This is a genomic window from Leisingera sp. ANG-M6 (assembly GCF_000813905.1).
GTDB lineage: Bacteria > Pseudomonadota > Alphaproteobacteria > Rhodobacterales > Rhodobacteraceae > Leisingera.
Genome location: NZ_JWLG01000007.1, coordinates 113803 through 131925 on the forward strand (window position 1 = coordinate 113803; position 18123 = coordinate 131925).

At 64.2% G+C, this 18123-nt stretch carries 17 protein-coding genes; 9 read left to right on the forward strand and 8 right to left on the reverse strand.

The window, feature by feature from the left end; all coding sequences use genetic code 11:
* Positions 1–46: 46 nt before the first annotated feature.
* Positions 47–1177, reverse strand: coding sequence for a tRNA guanosine(34) transglycosylase Tgt (gene tgt, locus RA24_RS04920; RefSeq protein WP_039190259.1), 1131 nt, complete (start codon positions 1175–1177; stop codon positions 47–49).
* 70 nt (positions 1178–1247) lie between these two features.
* On the opposite strand from tgt, the gene rimK reads away from it, so the two are divergent.
* The 3 genes from rimK to RA24_RS04935 all read left to right on the forward strand — a co-directional run bounded on the left by rimK (position 1248) and on the right by RA24_RS04935 (position 4086).
* A complete protein-coding gene (gene rimK / locus RA24_RS04925) occupies positions 1248–2654 on the forward strand; it encodes a 30S ribosomal protein S6--L-glutamate ligase (protein ID WP_039190261.1) in 1407 nt (468 codons plus the stop codon).
* 266 nt (positions 2655–2920) lie between these two features.
* Positions 2921–3811 (forward strand): SPFH domain-containing protein, encoded by an 891-nt coding sequence (locus tag RA24_RS04930; protein WP_039146427.1) that lies wholly within the window; start codon positions 2921–2923, stop codon positions 3809–3811.
* Complete coding sequence (locus tag RA24_RS04935) at positions 3811–4086, forward strand: NfeD family protein (protein ID WP_039146425.1); 276 nt, start codon at positions 3811–3813, stop codon at positions 4084–4086. The genes RA24_RS04930 and RA24_RS04935 overlap by 1 nt, the downstream gene beginning before the upstream one ends.
* Before the next feature lie 48 nt (positions 4087–4134).
* Here RA24_RS04935 and RA24_RS04940 read toward each other — a convergent pair whose 3' ends face one another.
* Positions 4135–4890, reverse strand: a complete 756-nt coding sequence (locus RA24_RS04940) for an outer membrane protein (protein WP_039190262.1) — start codon at positions 4888–4890, stop codon at positions 4135–4137.
* A gap of 239 nt (positions 4891–5129) precedes the next feature.
* On the opposite strand from RA24_RS04940, the gene RA24_RS04945 reads away from it, so the two are divergent.
* From RA24_RS04945 to tpiA, 4 genes are all read left to right on the forward strand, one after another.
* Positions 5130–5492 carry an SUF system Fe-S cluster assembly protein gene (locus tag RA24_RS04945; RefSeq protein ID WP_019295897.1) on the forward strand — a complete coding sequence of 121 codons (363 nt, stop codon included), beginning with the start codon at positions 5130–5132 and terminating at the stop codon, positions 5490–5492.
* 110 nt (positions 5493–5602) lie between these two features.
* Positions 5603–6826 carry a glycerophosphodiester phosphodiesterase family protein gene (locus RA24_RS04950; RefSeq protein ID WP_039190264.1) on the forward strand — a complete coding sequence of 408 codons (1224 nt, stop codon included), beginning with the start codon at positions 5603–5605 and terminating at the stop codon, positions 6824–6826.
* 173 nt (positions 6827–6999) lie between these two features.
* Entirely contained in the window at positions 7000–7359 is a 360-nt protein-coding gene (locus tag RA24_RS04955; RefSeq protein WP_019295899.1) for a HesB/IscA family protein, read from the forward strand.
* Positions 7360–7496: 137 nt separating this feature from the next.
* Positions 7497–8246 (forward strand): triose-phosphate isomerase, encoded by a 750-nt coding sequence (gene tpiA, locus RA24_RS04960; RefSeq protein ID WP_019295900.1) that lies wholly within the window; start codon positions 7497–7499, stop codon positions 8244–8246.
* Positions 8247–8415: 169 nt separating this feature from the next.
* On the opposite strand, the gene RA24_RS04965 is transcribed toward tpiA, so the two are convergent.
* From RA24_RS04965 to RA24_RS04985, 5 genes are all read right to left on the reverse strand, one after another.
* Positions 8416–9894 carry a TRAP transporter large permease gene (locus tag RA24_RS04965; protein WP_039190265.1) on the reverse strand — a complete coding sequence of 493 codons (1479 nt, stop codon included), beginning with the start codon at positions 9892–9894 and terminating at the stop codon, positions 8416–8418.
* Complete coding sequence (locus tag RA24_RS04970) at positions 9894–10571, reverse strand: TRAP transporter small permease (RefSeq protein ID WP_039190267.1); 678 nt, start codon at positions 10569–10571, stop codon at positions 9894–9896. Before RA24_RS04970 ends, RA24_RS04965 begins: the two co-directional genes overlap by 1 nt.
* A gap of 101 nt (positions 10572–10672) precedes the next feature.
* The gene (locus RA24_RS04975; protein ID WP_039170611.1) at positions 10673–11674 is read right to left on the reverse strand and encodes a DctP family TRAP transporter solute-binding subunit; all 1002 of its coding nucleotides are present in this window, start codon (positions 11672–11674) and stop codon (positions 10673–10675) included.
* 723 nt (positions 11675–12397) lie between these two features.
* Positions 12398–13627 (reverse strand): sigma-54-dependent transcriptional regulator, encoded by a 1230-nt coding sequence (locus RA24_RS04980; RefSeq protein WP_039190269.1) that lies wholly within the window; start codon positions 13625–13627, stop codon positions 12398–12400.
* On the reverse strand, positions 13624–15369 hold the full coding sequence (locus RA24_RS04985; RefSeq protein ID WP_039190271.1) for a sensor histidine kinase: 1746 nt from the start codon (positions 15367–15369) through the stop codon (positions 13624–13626). The genes RA24_RS04980 and RA24_RS04985 overlap by 4 nt, the downstream gene beginning before the upstream one ends.
* A 59-nt stretch (positions 15370–15428) precedes the next feature.
* Between RA24_RS04985 and RA24_RS04990 the strand changes: the two genes are divergently transcribed.
* The gene (locus tag RA24_RS04990) at positions 15429–16613 is read left to right on the forward strand and encodes a cytochrome P450 (RefSeq protein ID WP_039190273.1); all 1185 of its coding nucleotides are present in this window, start codon (positions 15429–15431) and stop codon (positions 16611–16613) included.
* Positions 16614–16798: 185 nt separating this feature from the next.
* Here the strand turns inward: RA24_RS04990 and RA24_RS04995 are convergent, their stop codons facing one another.
* Complete coding sequence (locus RA24_RS04995) at positions 16799–17707, reverse strand: LysR substrate-binding domain-containing protein (protein WP_052269535.1); 909 nt, start codon at positions 17705–17707, stop codon at positions 16799–16801.
* A 240-nt stretch (positions 17708–17947) separates the two neighbouring features.
* On the opposite strand from RA24_RS04995, the gene RA24_RS22455 reads away from it, so the two are divergent.
* Positions 17948–18094, forward strand: coding sequence for a hypothetical protein (locus tag RA24_RS22455; protein WP_156131907.1), 147 nt, complete (start codon positions 17948–17950; stop codon positions 18092–18094).
* Positions 18095–18123: the final 29 nt, after the last annotated feature.

Sequence of the window (18123 nt, forward strand, 5' to 3'; positions counted from 1 at the left end):
GAACAGCTGCTCACCTGCGCACAGCAGACTGTTCAATCGCGCGGCTTTACAACCGCTCAATATCCCCTTGCGCGCGCAGGTAGTGGAAATCCTTTTGCCAGGCCTCGAACGTGCCAGCAGCAATCGCCTCCCGCATACCTTGCATAATCTCCTGAAAATAATGCAGGTTGTGCCAGGTCAGCAGCATCCCCGAAATCATTTCGTTGGAGCGGAACACATGGTGCAGATAGGCCCGCGAATAGTTGCTGCACGCCGGGCAGGAACACTGCTCGTCCAGCGGCCGCGGGTCGTCCTGGTGCCGGGCGTTCTTGATGTTCACGACGCCGTAGCGGGTGAAGGCCTGACCGGTGCGGCCCGACCGCGACGGCAGCACGCAGTCCATCATGTCGATACCGCGGGCGACGGCGCCGACGATATCATCCGGCTTGCCCACACCCATCAGATAGCGCGGCTTGTCCTCGGGCAGGAAACCGGGAGCATAATCGAGGCACTCAAACATCGCCTCCTGCCCCTCGCCCACAGCCAGACCGCCGACCGCGTAGCCTTCGAACCCGATCTTCTTCAGCGCCTCGGCGCTTTCCTCGCGCAGGTCCTGCTCCAGCCCGCCCTGCATGATGCCGAACAGCGCATGGCCCGGACGGTCGCCGAACGCCTCGCGCGACCGCTCCGCCCAGCGCATCGACAGCCGCATCGACTCGGCAATCCGGTCGCGGTCCGCAGGCAACGCCGGGCATTCGTCGAAACACATGACGATGTCCGATCCCAACAGGCGCTGGATCTCCATTGAGCGTTCCGGCGTCAGCTCATGCTTGGAACCGTCAACGTGGCTCTTGAAGGTCACGCCCTTCTCGGTGAGCTTGCGCAAACCGGCCAGCGACATCACCTGGAACCCGCCTGAATCAGTCAGGATCGGGCGTTCCCAGTTCATGAACTTGTGCAAACCGCCCAGCCGGTCGATCCGCTCTGCCGTCGGGCGCAGCATCAGGTGGTAGGTATTGCCCAGCAGAATGTCAGCCCCGGTCGCACGCACGCTCTCCGGCATCATCGCCTTCACGGTCGCGGCAGTGCCAACCGGCATGAAAGCAGGCGTGCGGATCTCGCCGCGCGGCGTATTGATGACACCTGTGCGCGCCTTGCCGTCGGTTGCCTTCAGTTCGAAGTTGAAAAGCTCTGCCATCTCGTATTCCTGCCGTTACACTCAAACCGGCATCCCGGTGATTCACCCCTAATGCCAAGGAGCCAAGCTCATGTCCACAGCCGACCCTGCACCGCAACTGAAACTCGGCTGGGAGGAATGGGTCAGCCTGCCGGACCTCGGCCTGCCTGCCCTGCGGGTCAAGGTCGACACCGGCGCCCGCACCTCGTCGCTGCATGCCACCGGGATCGAAACCTTCGGTCCGGCAAGCGCCCCCAAGGTGCGCTTCATGGTGCACCCCATTCCCGGCCAGTATGATCTGGAAATCCCCTGCTCTGCCCTGATCAAGGACCGGCGCGAGGTGACATCGTCAAACGGCGAAAGCGAGATGCGCTTTGTGATCGAAACCCCGATGGAGATCGGCGGCGAGTCCTGGCCGGTGGAACTGACGCTGACCGACCGGCGCGGCATGGCCAAGCACATGCTGCTGGGCCGCCAGGCGCTGACCGAGAACGTCACCGTGGTTCCCGGTGAGCGCATGTGCCAGCCGGCACTGGACTATTCCGTCTACGCCTCGGCCAACATCCGCAAATCCGCCCCGAAGCGCGCCCTGCGCATCGCTGTGCTCAGCCGCGAGGACAATTACTCCACCCGCCGCCTGGTGGAAGAGGGCGAAAGCCGCGGCCACACGGTGGAGGTGATCAACACCACACGCTGCTACATGGCGCTGAACGCGCTGGCACCGGAAATCCACTATGACGGCAAACGCCTGCCCCGCTATGACGCGGTGATCCCGCGCATCGGCGCTTCTGTCACCCAGTACGGCACCGCTCTCCTGCGTCAGTTCGAAACGCTGGGCACCTTCTGCGTCAACGGCTCCGAAGGCATCACCGCCAGCCGCGACAAGCTGCACGCGCACCAGATCCTGGCCCGCCACAAGATCGGCATGCCCGCCACCGCATTCGCCGCCTCGCCCAAGGACACCGGCAGCCTGATCCAGATCGTCGGCGGCGCGCCCCTGATCGTGAAGCTGCTGGAAAGCACCCAAGGCAAAGGCGTGGTGCTGGCGGAAACCAAGAAAGCCGCCGAAAGCGTCATCACCGCATTCCGCGGGCTCAAGGCCAACTTCCTGGTGCAGCAGTTCGTCAAGGAAGCCGCGGGCGTCGACATCCGCTGCTTTGTTGTCGGCTCCAAGGTGGTCGCGTCGATGAAACGTTCGGGGGCTGAGGGCGACTTCCGCTCCAACCTGCACCTGGGCGGCAGCGCCGAAACGGTGCGCATCAGCAAGGAAGAACGCGCCACCGCCGTGCGCGCTGCCCGCGCCTTTGGTCTCAACGTGGCGGGCGTCGACCTGCTGCGCTCGGAAACCGGCCCCAAGGTGCTGGAGGTGAACTCCTCCCCCGGGCTGGAGGGGATCGAGAAGACCTCTTCCAAAAACATCGCCGCTCTCATCTACGGCGAAATCGAAGACCGGGTCCGCCCCACCCCGATGCGGCGGCTGAAACCGACCAGCAACTGAAACCGCAAATAACCCGGCAACAGTCACCGGGCGGCAAGCCTGTCCGGGCTTGCCAGCCTGCGCCAGCCCGCGTCATATACGCCTGAAACTCTTGAAACCAGCGCTGTCAGAACCCATTTGTATACCATTGCACACAACGGGGCATATCATTGAACAAGGCCAAGACTTCCGGCGCACAGCCCCTGCCCGGCGGGCCGCCTGATCCGGCGGCGCAAACCGCGCCCGCCGCCCCTGCGGCCCCTGCTGAACAACCAAAGGAATTTTACATGAACGAAGACCTGATCCTCGACCTCCTGTCCGGCAACCTGCTGTATCTGCTGGGTGCTATCCTGCTGATCATCGTGATCCTCAAAGGGGTCAAGATCGTGCCGCAGTCGGAGAAATACGTGGTCGAGCGTTTTGGCCGCCTGCATTCGGTGCTGGGGCCGGGCATCAACTTCATCGTGCCCTTCCTGGATGTGGCCCGCCACAAGATCTCGATCCTGGAACGCCAGCTGCCCAATGCCACCCAGGATGCGATCACCAAGGACAACGTGCTGGTGCAGATCGACACCTCTGTCTTCTACCGCATCCTTGAGCCGGAAAAGACCGTCTACCGGATCCGCGACGTCGATGGCGCCATCGCCACCACCGTGGCCGGCATCGTGCGCGCGGAGATCGGCAAGATGGACCTGGATGAGGTGCAGTCGAACCGGGCCCAACTGATCACCCGCATCCAGGAAGCGGTAGAGACCGCCGTGGATGATTGGGGCATCGAAGTGACCCGCGCCGAGATCCTCGACGTGAACCTGGATCAGGCCACCCGCGACGCCATGCTGCAGCAGTTGAACGCCGAACGCGCCCGCCGCGCCGAGGTCACCAAGGCCGAGGGCCAGAAACGCGCCGTGGAGCTGCAGGCCGATGCGGAGCTGTACGCGGCTGAACAAACCGCCAAGGCCCGCCGCATCCAAGCCGAGGCCGAGGCCTACGCGACCGAAGTTGTTGCCAAGGCGATTGCCGAAAACGGGCTGGAGGCGGCGCAGTACCAGGTCGCCCTGAAACAGGTGGAATCGCTCAATGCGCTCGGCAACGGCGACGGCAAGCAGACCATCGTCGTTCCCGCCCACGCGCTGGAGGCCTTTGGCAACGCCTTCAACCTGCTGAAAGGAGCCAAATGATGGACACACCCTTCTGGGCCTTGTGGTGGGTCTGGGGCGCCGGCGCGCTGGCGCTGGCGATCCTCGAGGTGCTGGCACCGGGCTTTGTCTTCCTGGGCTTTGCCATCGGCGCCGCGGTGGTGTCCCTATTGCTGCTGGCCGGTGCGGGCTTCGGCCTGCCGCCGCTGCTGTTGATCTTCGCCGTGCTGTCGCTGGCAGCCTGGCTGGTGATGCGCAAGTTCTTCGCCCTGCCCAAGGGTCAGGTGAAGACCTTCAACCACGATATCAACGATTAAACCTGTTTCCGGGGCGCCAAACGCGCGCCCCGCGCCTGATCCGGGCTGTCAGAACCTGAACCCCACCCCCGCCAGCAGACTGTGCGTCACCGCATCATGGCGGAAGAATCCCGGGGTGCCGCGGGTGCCTTCCTGATACTCTACACCCAGCCCGCGGTACATGACGTAGATCGAGGCCCGGTCCCAGCGGTCGTAGATCACCCCGCCCATGGCTGACCAGCTTTCATCGGAACTGCCGCCGAAACCGATATCCCCCTCCAGCATCAGGCTGAGGTCATCCGACAGGCGGCGCTGCCAGCGAAAGCCTGCAACCGGATCGGTCCAGTCGGCGCCGCGCCGCACCATGCCGCCGGGCAGGCTGGCCGTCACATCCACATCCCAGTGGCGAACGCCGCCGAACAGTTCGAACTGGTCCAATCCGCGCTCGAACCGGTAGGTCATCACCGCCTCGCCCAGATTCTGATCATAACGCACCGATGCCGGTCCCATTGCAGTGGCCCCGTCCGCATCGGCATCCAGTATCGAATAGCGCAGCCTGAACCCGAAGTTGCTGCTGTGAAACCCCTCGAACTGCAGCATGCCCCCAGCACGCAGCTGGTCAAATGCATCACCGGCATCAATCTCCACATCGCCACCGGCGAGACCCAGTTCTGTGGTGCTGTCGATGGAGGGCGCCAGGACAAAGGGCGTCAGCTGCCACTGCCAGCTGCCCTCGGTCCGGGCAGGCGCGGCAGCAGCCAATACCGCAGCCGCCGCCAGCATAATGCGTGCGAAAACGCGGTGAAGTGCAGACAGCTCAGGCATGGCTCCTCCCCGGACCCGCCCAGACTGGATCACGACCGGCAATCGGATACCGGTCCGCTGCAGCCTGGCAGCCTTCACAAAAACATGATGGGGAACCACAACTTAGCGCGAATCCGGGTGCAAATCAAATATTCACATCGCAAGAGTCGCAGATCATCGGCGTCTTGGCGCCTGCCGCCTCTGGACGCCGGGGCGCTTATTTCCTATATAAACCGTCGGAATATAGAACCGGGATCCTCATGACCAACCCTGCCGAACCGCTCGAAGGCGCCCCGCTGATCGCGCCCTCCTCCGTCAGCCACCCGCTGTACGAGGCCATCGTCGACGCCTGCCGCACCGTCTATGACCCGGAAATCCCGGTGAACATCTACGAATTGGGCCTGATCTACACCATCGACATCACGGACGAGAATGACGTGAAGATCATCATGACCCTGACCGCGCCGGGCTGCCCGGTGGCAGGTGAGATGCCGGGCTGGCTGATTGATGCCGTCTCCCCGGTCGACGGCGTCAAGAGCGTTGATGTCGAACTCACCTGGGAACCGCCCTGGGGCATGGAGATGATGTCCGACGAGGCGCGCCTCGAACTGGGCTTCATGTAACCCCGCTCCAGTTGTCATGGAAGTTTGATGCGCCCGTCATGCGGGCGCAATCCGGTTGTTACATATGCGCGGCACGCTCTGCGCAAATTTGACCAACCGGAGAAAAATTCATGCGCCTCGCCCTGACTTCGGCAGCCGCCCTGCTTGTGTCCACCGCCGCCCTGGCCGGCAATCCGCCAGTGGCAGCGGATGCGGGCCTCAGCTACGGCCCCCGCCCCGCCTATCTGATCTCCAAGCTGCCCGAGGGCGCGCTGAAAGAGAAGCTGCAGTCCTGCCTGGGCCAGACGCCGCAGCGCACGGATTTCTCCATCGGCCACCGCGGCGCACCGCTGATGTTCCCCGAACACACCGCCGAATCCAACATCGCCGCCGCGCAGATGGGTGCCGGCATCCTGGAATGCGATGTCACCTTCACCAAGGATCTGGAACTGGTCTGCCGCCACGCCCAGAACGACCTGCACACCACCACCAACATCCTGACCTCGGATCTAGCGGACACCTGCGTCACCGCCTTTACCCCGGCCGACGGCGAAACACCCGCCGCTGCCGAGTGCCGCACCTCCGAAATAACCCTGGCCGAATTCCGCAGCCTGCAGCCCAAGATGGACAGCGCCGACAAGACGGCCCTGACCGCCGAGGCCTACCAGGGCGGCACCGCCGACTGGCGCTCCACCCTGTTTGCCGGTGACGCAACCAGCATGACCCACGCGGAATCGATCACCCTGTTCAAATCGCTTGGCGCTAAATTTACCCCGGAGCTGAAGAGCCCGGCGGTGGAGATGCCTTTCAACGGCTTCTCCCAGGCAGACTACGCCCAGAAACTGATCGACGAATACAAGGCCGCCGGCATCCCCGCTTCGGATGTCTGGGCGCAAAGCTTCAACCTGAATGACGTGCTCTACTGGATTGAAAACGAGCCTGAATTCGGCAAGCAGGCGGTGTTTTTGGACGCCAGCTATGACCTCGAAGGCTTCGACCACAACAACCCGGCGACCTTCCCGCACGACTTTGCCGCGCTGCACGCCAAAGGCGTCAACTACATCGCCCCGCCGATGTGGATGCTGGTGACGTCCGCGGACGGCAAGATCGTCCCCTCGGCTTATGCCAAAGAAGCCAAGGCGGCAGGCCTCAAGCTGATCACCTGGACCCTGGAACGCTCCGGCCCGCTGGCCACCGGCGGCGGCTGGTACTTCCAGTCAGTTGCAGACCTCACCACCGACGACAGCATGTACTACCAACTGCTGGACGTGCTGGCCCAGAACGTGGGGGTTGAGGGCGTGTTCTCCGACTGGCCCGCCACCACCACCTACTACGCGAACTGCATGGGGCTCTGACGCCCGTCCCTCCCCAAATGACGGACACCCCCATCACCGGCCGCCTCCCTGCCCAGGAGGCGGCCTCTTTTAATTCTGCATAGCAGGTATATGTTATGGCTTCCCGGTCGCATCCGGGGTTGAGCCGCCCCGGCGGCCATCCTAGATAACTAGGGAAGCGCAAGGAGACATACATGTTCGGCATTCCCGGCAAACAGGCGGTGACCATGACGCCCAAGGCTGCGGCCCAGATCGCCAAGCTGATGGCAAAGGACGGCCATGCCGGCCTGCGCATCGGCGTCAAGAAGGGCGGCTGCGCGGGCATGGAATACACCATGGAATATGTCGACGCGCCCGACGCCAACGACGAGGTGGTCGAGCAGGACGGCGCCCGCATCCTGATCGCGCCGATGGCGCAGATGTTCCTGTTCGGCACCGAAATCGACTATGAGGTGACGCTCTTGGAAAGCGGCTTCAAGTTCAACAACCCCAATGTGTCCGAGGCCTGCGGCTGCGGCGAGTCGATCTCCTTCAAGGAAGTTCCCGGCACCTGATCCGGCACACATTGGCAGAAAACACCGGGCGGGGCTTTCCCCGCCCTTTGCTTTTCAGCCAGGCTCTCAAGCGAATTGCACCGCTCCGCCGCCGGTGCTACCAGTCACGCCCAAACAGGACATTCGGAGGCACCCCCATGCGGCGGAAACTGGCAGCAGGCAACTGGAAGATGAACGGCACCGGCGAAAACCTCGCTGAACTGGCGGCCCTGGCGGAAAGCCATGCCTCCCCCGCAGCCGATATCCTGATCTGCCCGCCTGCCACCCTCCTGTCGCGCGCCGCGGACACCGCCAACAGCAGCGCCGTCGCCATCGGCGGCCAGGACTGCCACGCAAACGCCTCCGGCGCCCACACCGGCGATCTGTCGGCGGCCATGCTCAAGGACGCAGGCGCCTCTGCCGTGATCCTCGGCCACTCCGAACGCCGCGCCGACCACGGCGAGAGCGACGCCCAGGTCTGCGCCAAGGCCGAGGCCGCCATCGCAGAAGGCCTCATCGCCATCATCTGCATCGGCGAAACCCTGGCAGAACGCGAAGCAGGCGATACGCTGAAAGTGGCCGGCACTCAGCTGGCAGGCTCCGTCCCGGCCAATGCCGCAGGCGAAAACACCGTGATCGCCTATGAGCCGGTCTGGGCCATCGGCACCGGCAAGGTGCCGACCCTGGAACAAATCGCCGAAGTGCATGATTTCCTGCGCGCCGAACTCACCGCCCGTTTCGGGGCTGAGACGGCAGACAGCATCCGCCTGCTCTACGGCGGCTCGGTGAAGCCGTCTAACGCTGCGGAAATCTTCGCCGTCTCCAACGTCGACGGCGCGCTGGTTGGCGGCGCCAGCCTCAAGGCCGCGGATTTCTCCCCGATCATCACCGCGCTTGAGGCCAGCTGAGGCTATTGGGTATTTAAGACCAGAAAGAAGCAGCAACTCCTGCGCGCTTCTTTCTGGTTCGAAATACCCCCGGGTGAATTGGCCCGAAGGGACAAGAGGGGCTGCGCCCCTGCCCGGAACCGAAAAACGCCCCGGTTTCCCAAGGCGTTTCTCTTAAAAACGAACTTGCCTAGTTCGTTATGATCTCCGGCCCCATCACCGCGTTTGGCAGCACCGTCGACAGCCACGGCACATAGGTGATCAGGATCAGGAACACGAACAGCACCGCCAGGAACGGAAGTGCGGCCCGCACCACCCCCATCATCGGCATGCCCGCCACGCCCGAGGTCACGAACAGGTTCAGGCCGACCGGCGGGGTGATCATGCCGATCTCCATGTTCACCACCATGATGATGCCCAGGTGGATCGGGTCGATGCCCAGCTCGATGGCAATCGGGAACACCAGCGGCGCCACGATCACCAGGAGGCCCGAGGGCTCCATGAACTGGCCGCCAATGAGCAGGATCACGTTGACGACGATCAGGAACATCACCCAGTCAAAGCCCGCCGACAGCATCGCATTGGCGATATGCTGCGGCACCTGCTCATCGGTCAGCACATGTTTCAGGATCAGCGCGTTGGCGATCACGAACAGCAGCGTCACGGTCAGCTTGCCCGCTTCGAACAGCGTGTGCTTGGTGTCCCGATGCACCAGCGACGGGACAAAGTACACCACGCTTTCCGCAAAGTTCAACGCAAACGCCTTGGCCCGCAACCAAAGCTGCTTCGGCAACTTGGCAAGGAAATCTGCAAATGTGCTGCCGCCTTGCAGATTCGCGACTTCTGCCGTGGCGCCTGCCCCCCAAGCCCGGGATTCGACGCGCGGTCCCATATCCCGATAAACAAAGCTGGCAATAAAGAAGGCATAGACCGCCGCCACCGCTGCCGCCTCAGTCGGCGTGAAGATGCCGCCATAGATGCCGCCCAGGATGATCACGATCAGGAACAGGCCCCAGCCGGCCTCACGGCCAGAGGTGATGATCTCGCCCCAGCCCTTCCACTCGCCCTTCGGCAGGTTCTTGACCTTGGCCATCACATAGATGGTGACCATCAGGAACAGACCGGCCAGCAGGCCCGGAATGACACCGGCCAGGAACATCCGCCCCACGGAGACTTCCACGGCCGCCGCATAGACCACCATCACGATCGACGGCGGGATCAGGATGCCCAGGGTGCCTGCGTTACAGATCACACCGGCCGCAAACTCCTTGGTGTAGCCCACCTGCCGCATGCCAGCGATCACGATGGAACCGATGGCCACCACGGTCGCCGGAGACGACCCGGACAGCGCAGCAAACAGCATACAGGCAAACACGCCCGCAATTGCCAGACCGCCGGGCAGGTGGCCGACGCAGGCGATGGAGAAGCGGATGATCCGCCGTGCCACGCCGCCCGTCGTCATGAAAGACGACGCCAGAATGAAGAACGGGATCGCCAGCAGCGTAAAATGCCCTTCAAAAGCTTCAAACAGCGTACCTGCGACCGAGGCCAGCGAACTGTCGGAGTAGATCAGCAAGAAGATAGTCGAGCTGAGGCCCAGGGACACCGCAATCGGCACCCCGATCAGCAGCAGGCCGATCACCATCGCAAAGAGGATTACCACTTCCATCAGTCATGCTCCCCGCGCTGCGCCTGCACTTCTGCAATTTCATCTTCGACCTCATGGCTGGCGACCAGCCGGTCAGCCTCGCCGCGGGCAATCTGGAACGCCGCCTGGATGAAGCGGAACACCAGAAGCAGCATCGACACCGGCAGCACCACGTAAGGCACCACCTTCGGCAGTTTCTCGTAAGAATCGCCGTAGTTGATCAGGTCCTCCAAGAACTTGAACACCGCCACCATCGGCACGTCCTGCACCTCATAGAAGCTCTGGCTGCGCGCCTTCATGTCCAGCCCGGTCGGGAACCAGCGGCCCGAGGTGGGCGGCAGGTCGGCAAACACCGCCCAGTAGTCATAAGCCCCCTTCAGCAAGAGCAGCGAAAACACCATGCAGCAGCCAGCGGCAAACAGGCCAACCGCCTTGCGCGCGCCCGGCGACAGCATGTTGACGATGGCATCAACGCCCAGATGCGCGTGGGTCTTGACCGCGTAAGACGCCCCCAGCAGCACCAGCCAGGCAAACAGGAACACCGTCAGTTCCAGTGCCCACAGAATGTTGGAATTGAACACGAAGCGCGCGATCACATTGGCGAATGTAATCGCCGTCATCAGCCCCAGCAGAAGCGCGATCAGGGTTTCTTCGAGTGAATTGATAAGCCCGCTCGGGCCGGTTCTGGACCCCGCCATGGCTGCCTCCCAAGTTTTGCGGAAAGTAAGGGTGCAGGCGGCGGATCCCCGCGCCGCCTGCGGTCACGGGGCGCCCGCGCAGGGCACCCCGGAGATGGCCTTTAGAGGCCTGCGTTGATGGCTTGCGCCGCGTCGATCTTCTCCTGGCCGACGTCGCCTGCGAATTTCTCCCACACCGGCTTCATCGCCTCGACCCAGGCCGCGCGCTGCTCAGGGCTCAGCTCGCGCACCACGCCGCCGGCGTCGATGATCGCCTGGCGGGCCTCGCCGTTCACTTTAGTCGACTCGGCGTTGCGGACCGCGGTCACCTCGTTCAGGATGGTCAGGAACTGGTCGCGCACTGCCGGATCCAGGCTGTCCAGCCAGTCCACGGAGGTCACCACCAGGTAATCCAGCGCGCCATGGTTGGTCTCGGTGATGCCGTCCTGCACCTCAAAGAACTTCTTGCCGTAGATGTTGGACCAGGTGTTTTCCTGACCGTCGACAACCCCCTGCTGCAGCGCGCCGTAAACTTCGGAGAACGCCATTTTCTGGGGCGAGCCGCCGATCGCTTCCATCTGCGCCACCAGCACGTCAGAGGACTGCACGCGGAACTTCAGCCCGTTGGCATCCGTGGGCTCGACCAGCGGCTTGTTGGCGGACATCTGCTTCATGCCGTTGTGCCAGTAGCCCAGCCCCTGCAGGCCGCGGCGCTGCATCGAATTCAGCATCTCCTGCCCTGTCTCGGACGCCTGAAAGGCATCCACGGCTTCGATGTTTTTGAACATGAACGGCAGGTCGAACAGGCGGAACTGCTTGGTGAACTTCTCGAACTTCGAGAGGCTCGGCGCGGCCAGCTGCACATCGCCCTGCAGCATCGCTTCCAGCACCTTGTTGTCGTTATACAGCGTGGAGTTCGGATAGACCTCCATGCACATGGTGCCGTTCATCTCTTCGTTCACGCGCTTTTCCAGCAGCGCCGCAGCAATCCCCTTGGGGTGCTTGTCGGTGTTGGTGACGTGGCTGAACTTCACCACGATTTCGCCGTCATCACAGGCGGCGCTTGCGGCGCCTGCGGAAACAGCCAGAGCCAATGCGGTGGCGGCAGTTGTCAGGAATTTCATGGTTTTTCCTCCCAGAAAAATCGTCTGTAAATCCGATGGTGCACTCAGCGCAGGGCTGAGGCCTGGCAAAAGCATCCCAAGTTGCGGAAAACCGCTCAACAATTGATTCGAGAATCACCATTCCACAGAATTATCTGCGTCTTTGCATACACTTACGGGAGACATCAAAAGCGTATCAACAACGCCCGCAACAAGCTGTGCGAAATCCCGCACAGGGCTTTCAGGGCTTTGTGCGAAAAACCGCACAAATGTTAGCGCCAGACAAAACTGCAGGAATCACGAGCATGTTTGCAACTGATAGGTCTGCGCCTGCCTGGGCGGGCGCGAATGCGCCTGACCGTTTTGCCGGAGGCAAACCTGTGGTTTGACGGGCAGGCAGGCGCAGACCGGGCCGCAAGCGATCCGGTCTAAGAAGGGTGTTGCGCACCCACCGTACGCACCGCTTGCCGCTCTTTAACCCGGGCTTGCGATACTCATTTCCGTCGCGACACCGGTACGGACTGACACACCGCACCACCAGGAGATCACAGGGCCCCCGGACCACTTCTTAATAGGTTTCAGGGGCGTCCCGCACCGAAGGCTTCAGCGGACATGGGGGCTTGCGACCCCCGTCCTCCCTCCGCCCACGGCCCCACCCGGGGCTTTCCGGCGGCGCCGCCTCCTTGATTACCCCGGCCTCAGCGCCGGACAGAACGAACCGCAAGGCTCCCGGCCCCAGCGCCCTCAGCGGCGGTAATCCTCGGGCCGGATGCCATAGCGGGCCAGCTTGTCATAAAACGTCTTGCGCGGCAGCTTCAGGGCTTCGGCGGCCGCAGCCGCGCGCCCGTTTGCGCGGCCCAGCGCCGCAATCAGCAGCGAGCGCTCCACCTGCGCCATCTGCTCTGCCAGCCCCAGCCCGGCCGCCGCTGCGGCCTCTTCCGGCATTCCCAGCACAAACCGCATCGCCGCCGACATTAATGAGCGCGCATTGCCCGGCCAGTCCTGCGCCATCAGCGCCGCCAGATGGTCCTGCGAAACCTCCGGCGCCTCGATCCCCGCCTGCTCCGCCGCCTGTGCCACGTAATGGCGGAACAGCACCGGAATGTCGCCCGGACGCTCCGCCAGCGAGGGGATGCGCACCCGCATCACATCCAGCCGGTAAAACAGATCCGCGCTGAACCCGCCCGCTTCCGCCTTGCCCGCCAGATCAGCGCTGGAGCCCGCGATGATCCGCACCCCGCCGCCCTGTTCCAGCTGCGCCAGCAGCGCATACTGCGCCGCCTCCGGCAGCGCCTGCACCTCGTCCAGAAACAGCGATCCGCCCGCCGCCTCCTGACACAGCTCCGCCACCGTCTCCGCCGCCAGCCCTGCGGCCGGGCGTTTCACAAAGGGCCCCTGCGCGGCGGGCGACATCAGGTGGATAACCTCCGCCACCTTGGAAATGCCGCTGCCGGGCGCGCCGGTGACCAGCACCTCTGCCCCCGTCGGCGCCACCGCCCGCACCCGCTGGCGCATTTCCTTGGCCTGCGGCGAGGTCCCGAATAGCAGCCGCGCTGCCGGGTCGCCGGTTTCCAGCTGATGCTTCAGCCGCCGGTTCTCCAGGACCAGCGCCCGGGTCTTCAGCGCGCGCTCCAAGACCGGCAGGAAGTCGGCGGGCGCACAGGGTTTCTCAAGGAAATCAAACGCCCCCTGCGACATCGCCTTCACCGCCATCGGAATGTCACCCTCGCCGGTCAGCAGCACCACCGGCAGTTCCTCGTCGGCACCGCGGGCATAGTCCAGCAGGTGAAACCCGTCCCGCCCCGGCATCCGGATGTCAGACACGATGATGCCATCGAACGCAGAGGTGATGTGATCCTTGGCCGCCACAAACGAGCCGCAGGCGACCACATCCAGGTCGTTCAGCTCCAGCGTCTGAGCCAGCGCCTCCCGCACCGCCGCGTCATCATCTACCAGCAGCACCTTGCGGGTCATGCCGCGTCTCCCTTTTCAGCACCTTCGCGCCACGGCTCCAGCTCCACCGTGAACACCGCGCCGCCGCCGGTATTGGCACCACGGATATTGCCGCCAAAGCTCTGCACCAGCCCATAGGAGATCGACAGCCCTAGCCCCATGCCTTCGGAACTGCCCACTGCCTTGGTGGAATAGAAGGGATCAAACATCTTTTCCGGCTCCTTGATGCCGGGACCGCTGTCCTGCACCCGCACCAGCAGCCGCGGGCCAGTGTCAACGCTGATCGAGATCACCTTCTCCACCTGTCCCTGCATCGCATCGGCGGCGTTGTTGATCAGGTTCACAAACACCTGCGTCAGCCGCACCTCGCCGCCCCAGGCATGGACCGGCCCGCCGCAGGCAGCTGGGGTCCACCGTAGGTCGATGCGGTCGGCCTTCAGCCGCGGCATCGTCAGCTCCACTGCGGCGTCGATCACCTGCACCAGATCGACCTGCCCCATCGGCTCGCTTTCATTGCGGGCAAAGGCACGCAGGTTCTTGATGATCCGCGCCATCCGCGCCGCCATATCGGCAATCCGGCCCAGGTTTTCGCCGGTCCGCTCCGCCTTGCCGCGCTCCAGGAAGGCCGCGCCGTTCTCGGCATATTGCTGGATCGCCATCAGGGGCTGGTTCAGCTCGTGGCTGATCCCCGCAGACATCTGCCCCAGCGCCGACAGCTTGCCCGCCTGCACCAGCTCCTCCTGCGCGCGCTTCAGGGCCGCCTCGGCCTCCTCGCGCTCGCGCACCTCGCGGCGCAGCAGGGTGTTGGCCGCCGACAGATCACGGGTGCGCTGCTCGACCCGGCTCTCCAGCACCGCGTTGGCCTCCGCCAGGGTGCGGCGGCGCTCCATCACGATGAACAGCATCGCACCCAGCGCCAGGCACACTGCCGCCAGCGCCGCCGCCTGCAGCAGCGCAATCTGCCGGGCCGGCGCCACGTCCACCAGGATCTCCCCGGTCATGCCGATGACCGGCAGGCCAACTGTCAGATGCAGCGCCTGGGCAGGCAGGTAAGGGCTGCCCTCCAGGCTCCAGATCTCATGCCCGGCAAAATAGTCGCGTCCCGTCACGCTCGGGTTCTGTCCGTCAGCGCCGCGCTGCCAGAACAGCAGCTCCGTGCGGTTGGCAATGAACACCTCTCCGCGCTCATCGGTAAAGAACACCGCGGGCAAGGAGCCGCGCCAGGTCTGCTCCACGTCCCCCACATCTGCGACCACAACCAGCGCGCCCCGCACCCGGCCCTCACCGGAAAAGGCGGGGGCTGCATAGAAATAGGCGCGTTTGCCCTCCGCGGGCAGCACGCCATGGCCGGTGCCCAGCGCGCCCTGCGTGGCCCGGATGAAATAATCCTCCGCTGCCACGCTGGCACCTGTCACCCCCTCGGCAGCCGCCAGCACCCGCCCGTCCGCGGCAGCAAAGAACACATCCAGCGCCGCGGTCTTGTCGGCGACCGCGCGCAGCAGCTCCGCCGCCTCGTCTTGCGCTGCCGGCGTCGAGAGGTCTGCCAGCGCCGGATGCTCCGCGGTCAGCACCGCCAGTTCCTGATAGACCTGTAGCTGGGTGCTGACGCGGTCAGACGCCAGCGCCAGATCCGCGGCGCTGCGCTCAGCCAGCCCGTTCAGCGCCTGTCGGTATCCATAAGACCAGACCGCAAGCGCCAGTGCCGCCACGGCCACAAGGAACCCGGCAGGCAGGCTCCAGCGAAGATAGTGCTGTGTTTTCATTGCGGCACGTTATCAAAGCGGCCCTTGCATTGACCAGACGCAACAGCAACAACCGGTATATGAAGACTTTAATCCAATCCCCCACCGATCCCGCCTTTGTGCAGGACCCCTATTCTTTCTATGCCGAAGCCCGGAAACATGGGCAGCTGCACCACTGGCAGGACTACGGCATGGTTGCTGCCTTCGGCCATTCCGCGGTGCATATGCTGCTGCGCGACCGCCGCTTCGGCCGCGAGGTTCCGGAAGAGCTGCGCAAGCCCGGCCCCGCCCATCTGGCCCCCTTCCTGGCGGTGGAGGCGCATTCAATTCTGGATGCCGAACCGCCCCGCCACACCCGCCTGCGCCGCCTGGTGTTGCACGCCTTCACCTCGCGCGGGATCGCGGCGCTGGAGCCGGGCATCAAGGATCTGTGCCACCAGCTGGCAGGCAGCTTCCCGGACCAGCCCTTCGACCTGCTGGACGCCTATTGCACCCAGGTGCCGGTGATCACCATCTGCCGCCTGCTGGGCGTGCCGGAGGAAATGGCGCCGCAGCTTCTGGACTGGTCGCACAAGATGGTGGCGATGTATCAGGCGTCGCGCACCGAAGAGACCGAACACGCCGCGGCCAAGGCCTCGCAAGAGTTCACGGACTTCCTGCGAGGCTACATTGCGGAGCGCCGCAATGATCCCCGCGACGACCTGATCACCCGGCTGATCGCGGCGGAGGAGGAAGGCGACAAGCTGTCAACAGACGAGCTGATCGGCACTTGCATCCTGCTGCTGAATGCGGGCCATGAGGCCACCGTGCATTCGCTGGGCAATGGTGTGAAGACGATGCTGCAGCAGGGCTGGCAGCCGGAGTGGCTGGCGCCGGAGGGGATCGAGGGGCTGGTGGAGGAAATCCTGCGCTTCGACCCGCCCCTGCACATGTTCACTCGCTACGCCTATGAGGAGGCAGAGGTTTTCGGCCACACCTTCCAGCGCGGCGACCAAGTGGCCCTGCTGCTGGGCGCCGCCAACCGCGACGCATCGGCGCTGGACGATCCGCACCGCTTCGACCCATCCCGCCTGCCGAAAGTGAACAAGAGCTTCGGCGGCGGTCTGCATTTCTGCGTCGGCGCGCCGCTGGCCCGGCTGGAGATGCAGATTGCCCTGCCCATCTTGTTCGAACACTGCCCGGACCTGAAACTGGCGGCAGAGCCGGAGTACTCGAACACCTATCACTTCCACGGCCTCACGCGGCTGATGGTCACCCGCAGCTGAGGACCGGGGCGCTCCCGCCCGCGCCGCAGGGATCACAGATCCCCTTGCACAGTTGGGCCAGGCGCCGCTGACGCGGCGTGACGCCCCCCCTTTTTCACCTTTGGCAAAATACTCCGGGGGTGAGGCGCCCCGGCGCCGAGGGGGCAGCGCCCCCTCCCGCCCTCCTTCCGCGCCCGGCCCGGATGTCACTGCGGCAAGGCCGGCAGGGCCGCCATACCGGGACTGTTCAGCAGCCACTCCCGGAACGCGGCCACCTTGGGGTCATGCCATTTCTGCCGTTCACCGATCAGCGCATAAGACCCTTGCGGGGTGGCGCAGGCCATGTCCGGGAAGGGCAGCACCAGATCCCCCCTTTCCAGTTCGTCGCGGCACAGCACCAAATCGGCCATCACCACACCGGTCCCGATCACAGCGGCACGGGTGGCCATATCGAGGTTCGGGAAAACTTCACCGCTGTCCGGGTCCACCCCCTCCACCCCGAAGTGCCCCAGCCAGGTGTGCCAGTCCTGGCGGCGCGGGGTTTCGTGCAGCAGCCTCAGACCCGCCAGCGCCGCAGGACCGTCCGCAAGCGCAGGCAGCAGCGATGGCGCGCAAGCGGGTGAGAGGATCATGCCGAACAGCGGCATGACCTCGATATCCGCAGGCCGCCCCGGAATATTTTCCAGCGAAATGCCAAGATCGTATTCCGACCGTTCAAACCCCTTGCTGCCATAGAAGTCAGTGGCCAGCCGCAGCGTGATCTCCGGATGCGCGATGCGGAACTGCTCCAGCTGCGGCAGCAGCCAGCGCAGCGACAGGGTCGGCGGGCAGATCACCCGCAGCTCCGAGGCATCCGCCGTGACCCGCTCCACCTCGCGCTGCATCATCGCAAAGGCCTCGGTCAGCACCGGGTAAAGCCGCTGCCCCGCCGCCGTCAGCGCCACCCCGCGGGCGTTGCGGTGAAACAGCGGCACGCCGATGTGGTCCTCCAGGATCTTCACCTGCCGGCTGATGGCACCGCGGGTCACGAACAGCTCCTCCGCCGCAGCAATGAAGCCTTCGTGGCGGGCAGCGGCCTCGAAGGCGCGCAAGGAATTGAGGGGCGGCAGGCGCATCAGATCACCATGGGTCAGTTTTCCTGATCCATGGTGGAGATTAACTGGTTTGCGCGCAAGCCCCCTCCGCCCCTATCTGTCAGAGGCCAGAACGGAGGAACAGCCATGACCTCAAATTGTGAAACAGCAGACATCCGGCACCATGCGGGTCCGGCCCGCAGCGTGTTTGATTGGATTGCAGCCCTGATAGGGCTGAGAAAAGCTGAGCCTTTTACAAACACGTCCCGGAAAACGGTCCACGTGCCGCGCCGCGACATGGAGCGGCTGTCGGAAATCTCTCCGCACCTGCTGGCCGATATTGGCGTAGTGCCGCAAGCATCCGCCGAAGACACATCACCCTGGCGGCTGCAAGATGGGCGCCACCTGCTGCTGCGCCCGCCTCTGTGACGATCAGCTGCGGCCAGCCGGCCGCCCTA

Excerpts from the sequence above, each read along its gene's own strand:
- tgt (WP_039190259.1), bottom strand. The coding sequence starts at position 1,177 with ATGGCAGAGCTTTTCAACTTCGAACTGAAGGCAACCGACGGCAAGGCG.
- rimK (WP_039190261.1), top strand. The coding sequence starts at position 1,248 with ATGTCCACAGCCGACCCTGCACCGCAACTGAAACTCGGCTGGGAGGAA.
- RA24_RS04930 (WP_039146427.1), top strand. The coding sequence starts at position 2,921 with ATGAACGAAGACCTGATCCTCGACCTCCTGTCCGGCAACCTGCTGTAT.
- RA24_RS04935 (WP_039146425.1), top strand. The coding sequence starts at position 3,811 with ATGGACACACCCTTCTGGGCCTTGTGGTGGGTCTGGGGCGCCGGCGCG.
- RA24_RS04940 (WP_039190262.1), bottom strand. The coding sequence starts at position 4,890 with ATGCCTGAGCTGTCTGCACTTCACCGCGTTTTCGCACGCATTATGCTG.
- RA24_RS04945 (WP_019295897.1), top strand. The coding sequence starts at position 5,130 with ATGACCAACCCTGCCGAACCGCTCGAAGGCGCCCCGCTGATCGCGCCC.
- RA24_RS04950 (WP_039190264.1), top strand. The coding sequence starts at position 5,603 with ATGCGCCTCGCCCTGACTTCGGCAGCCGCCCTGCTTGTGTCCACCGCC.
- RA24_RS04955 (WP_019295899.1), top strand. The coding sequence starts at position 7,000 with ATGTTCGGCATTCCCGGCAAACAGGCGGTGACCATGACGCCCAAGGCT.
- tpiA (WP_019295900.1), top strand. The coding sequence starts at position 7,497 with ATGCGGCGGAAACTGGCAGCAGGCAACTGGAAGATGAACGGCACCGGC.
- RA24_RS04965 (WP_039190265.1), bottom strand. The coding sequence starts at position 9,894 with ATGGAAGTGGTAATCCTCTTTGCGATGGTGATCGGCCTGCTGCTGATC.
- RA24_RS04970 (WP_039190267.1), bottom strand. The coding sequence starts at position 10,571 with ATGGCGGGGTCCAGAACCGGCCCGAGCGGGCTTATCAATTCACTCGAA.
- RA24_RS04975 (WP_039170611.1), bottom strand. The coding sequence starts at position 11,674 with ATGAAATTCCTGACAACTGCCGCCACCGCATTGGCTCTGGCTGTTTCC.
- RA24_RS04980 (WP_039190269.1), bottom strand. The coding sequence starts at position 13,627 with ATGACCCGCAAGGTGCTGCTGGTAGATGATGACGCGGCGGTGCGGGAG.
- RA24_RS04985 (WP_039190271.1), bottom strand. The coding sequence starts at position 15,369 with ATGAAAACACAGCACTATCTTCGCTGGAGCCTGCCTGCCGGGTTCCTT.
- RA24_RS04990 (WP_039190273.1), top strand. The coding sequence starts at position 15,429 with ATGAAGACTTTAATCCAATCCCCCACCGATCCCGCCTTTGTGCAGGAC.
- RA24_RS04995 (WP_052269535.1), bottom strand. The coding sequence starts at position 17,707 with ATGCGCCTGCCGCCCCTCAATTCCTTGCGCGCCTTCGAGGCCGCTGCC.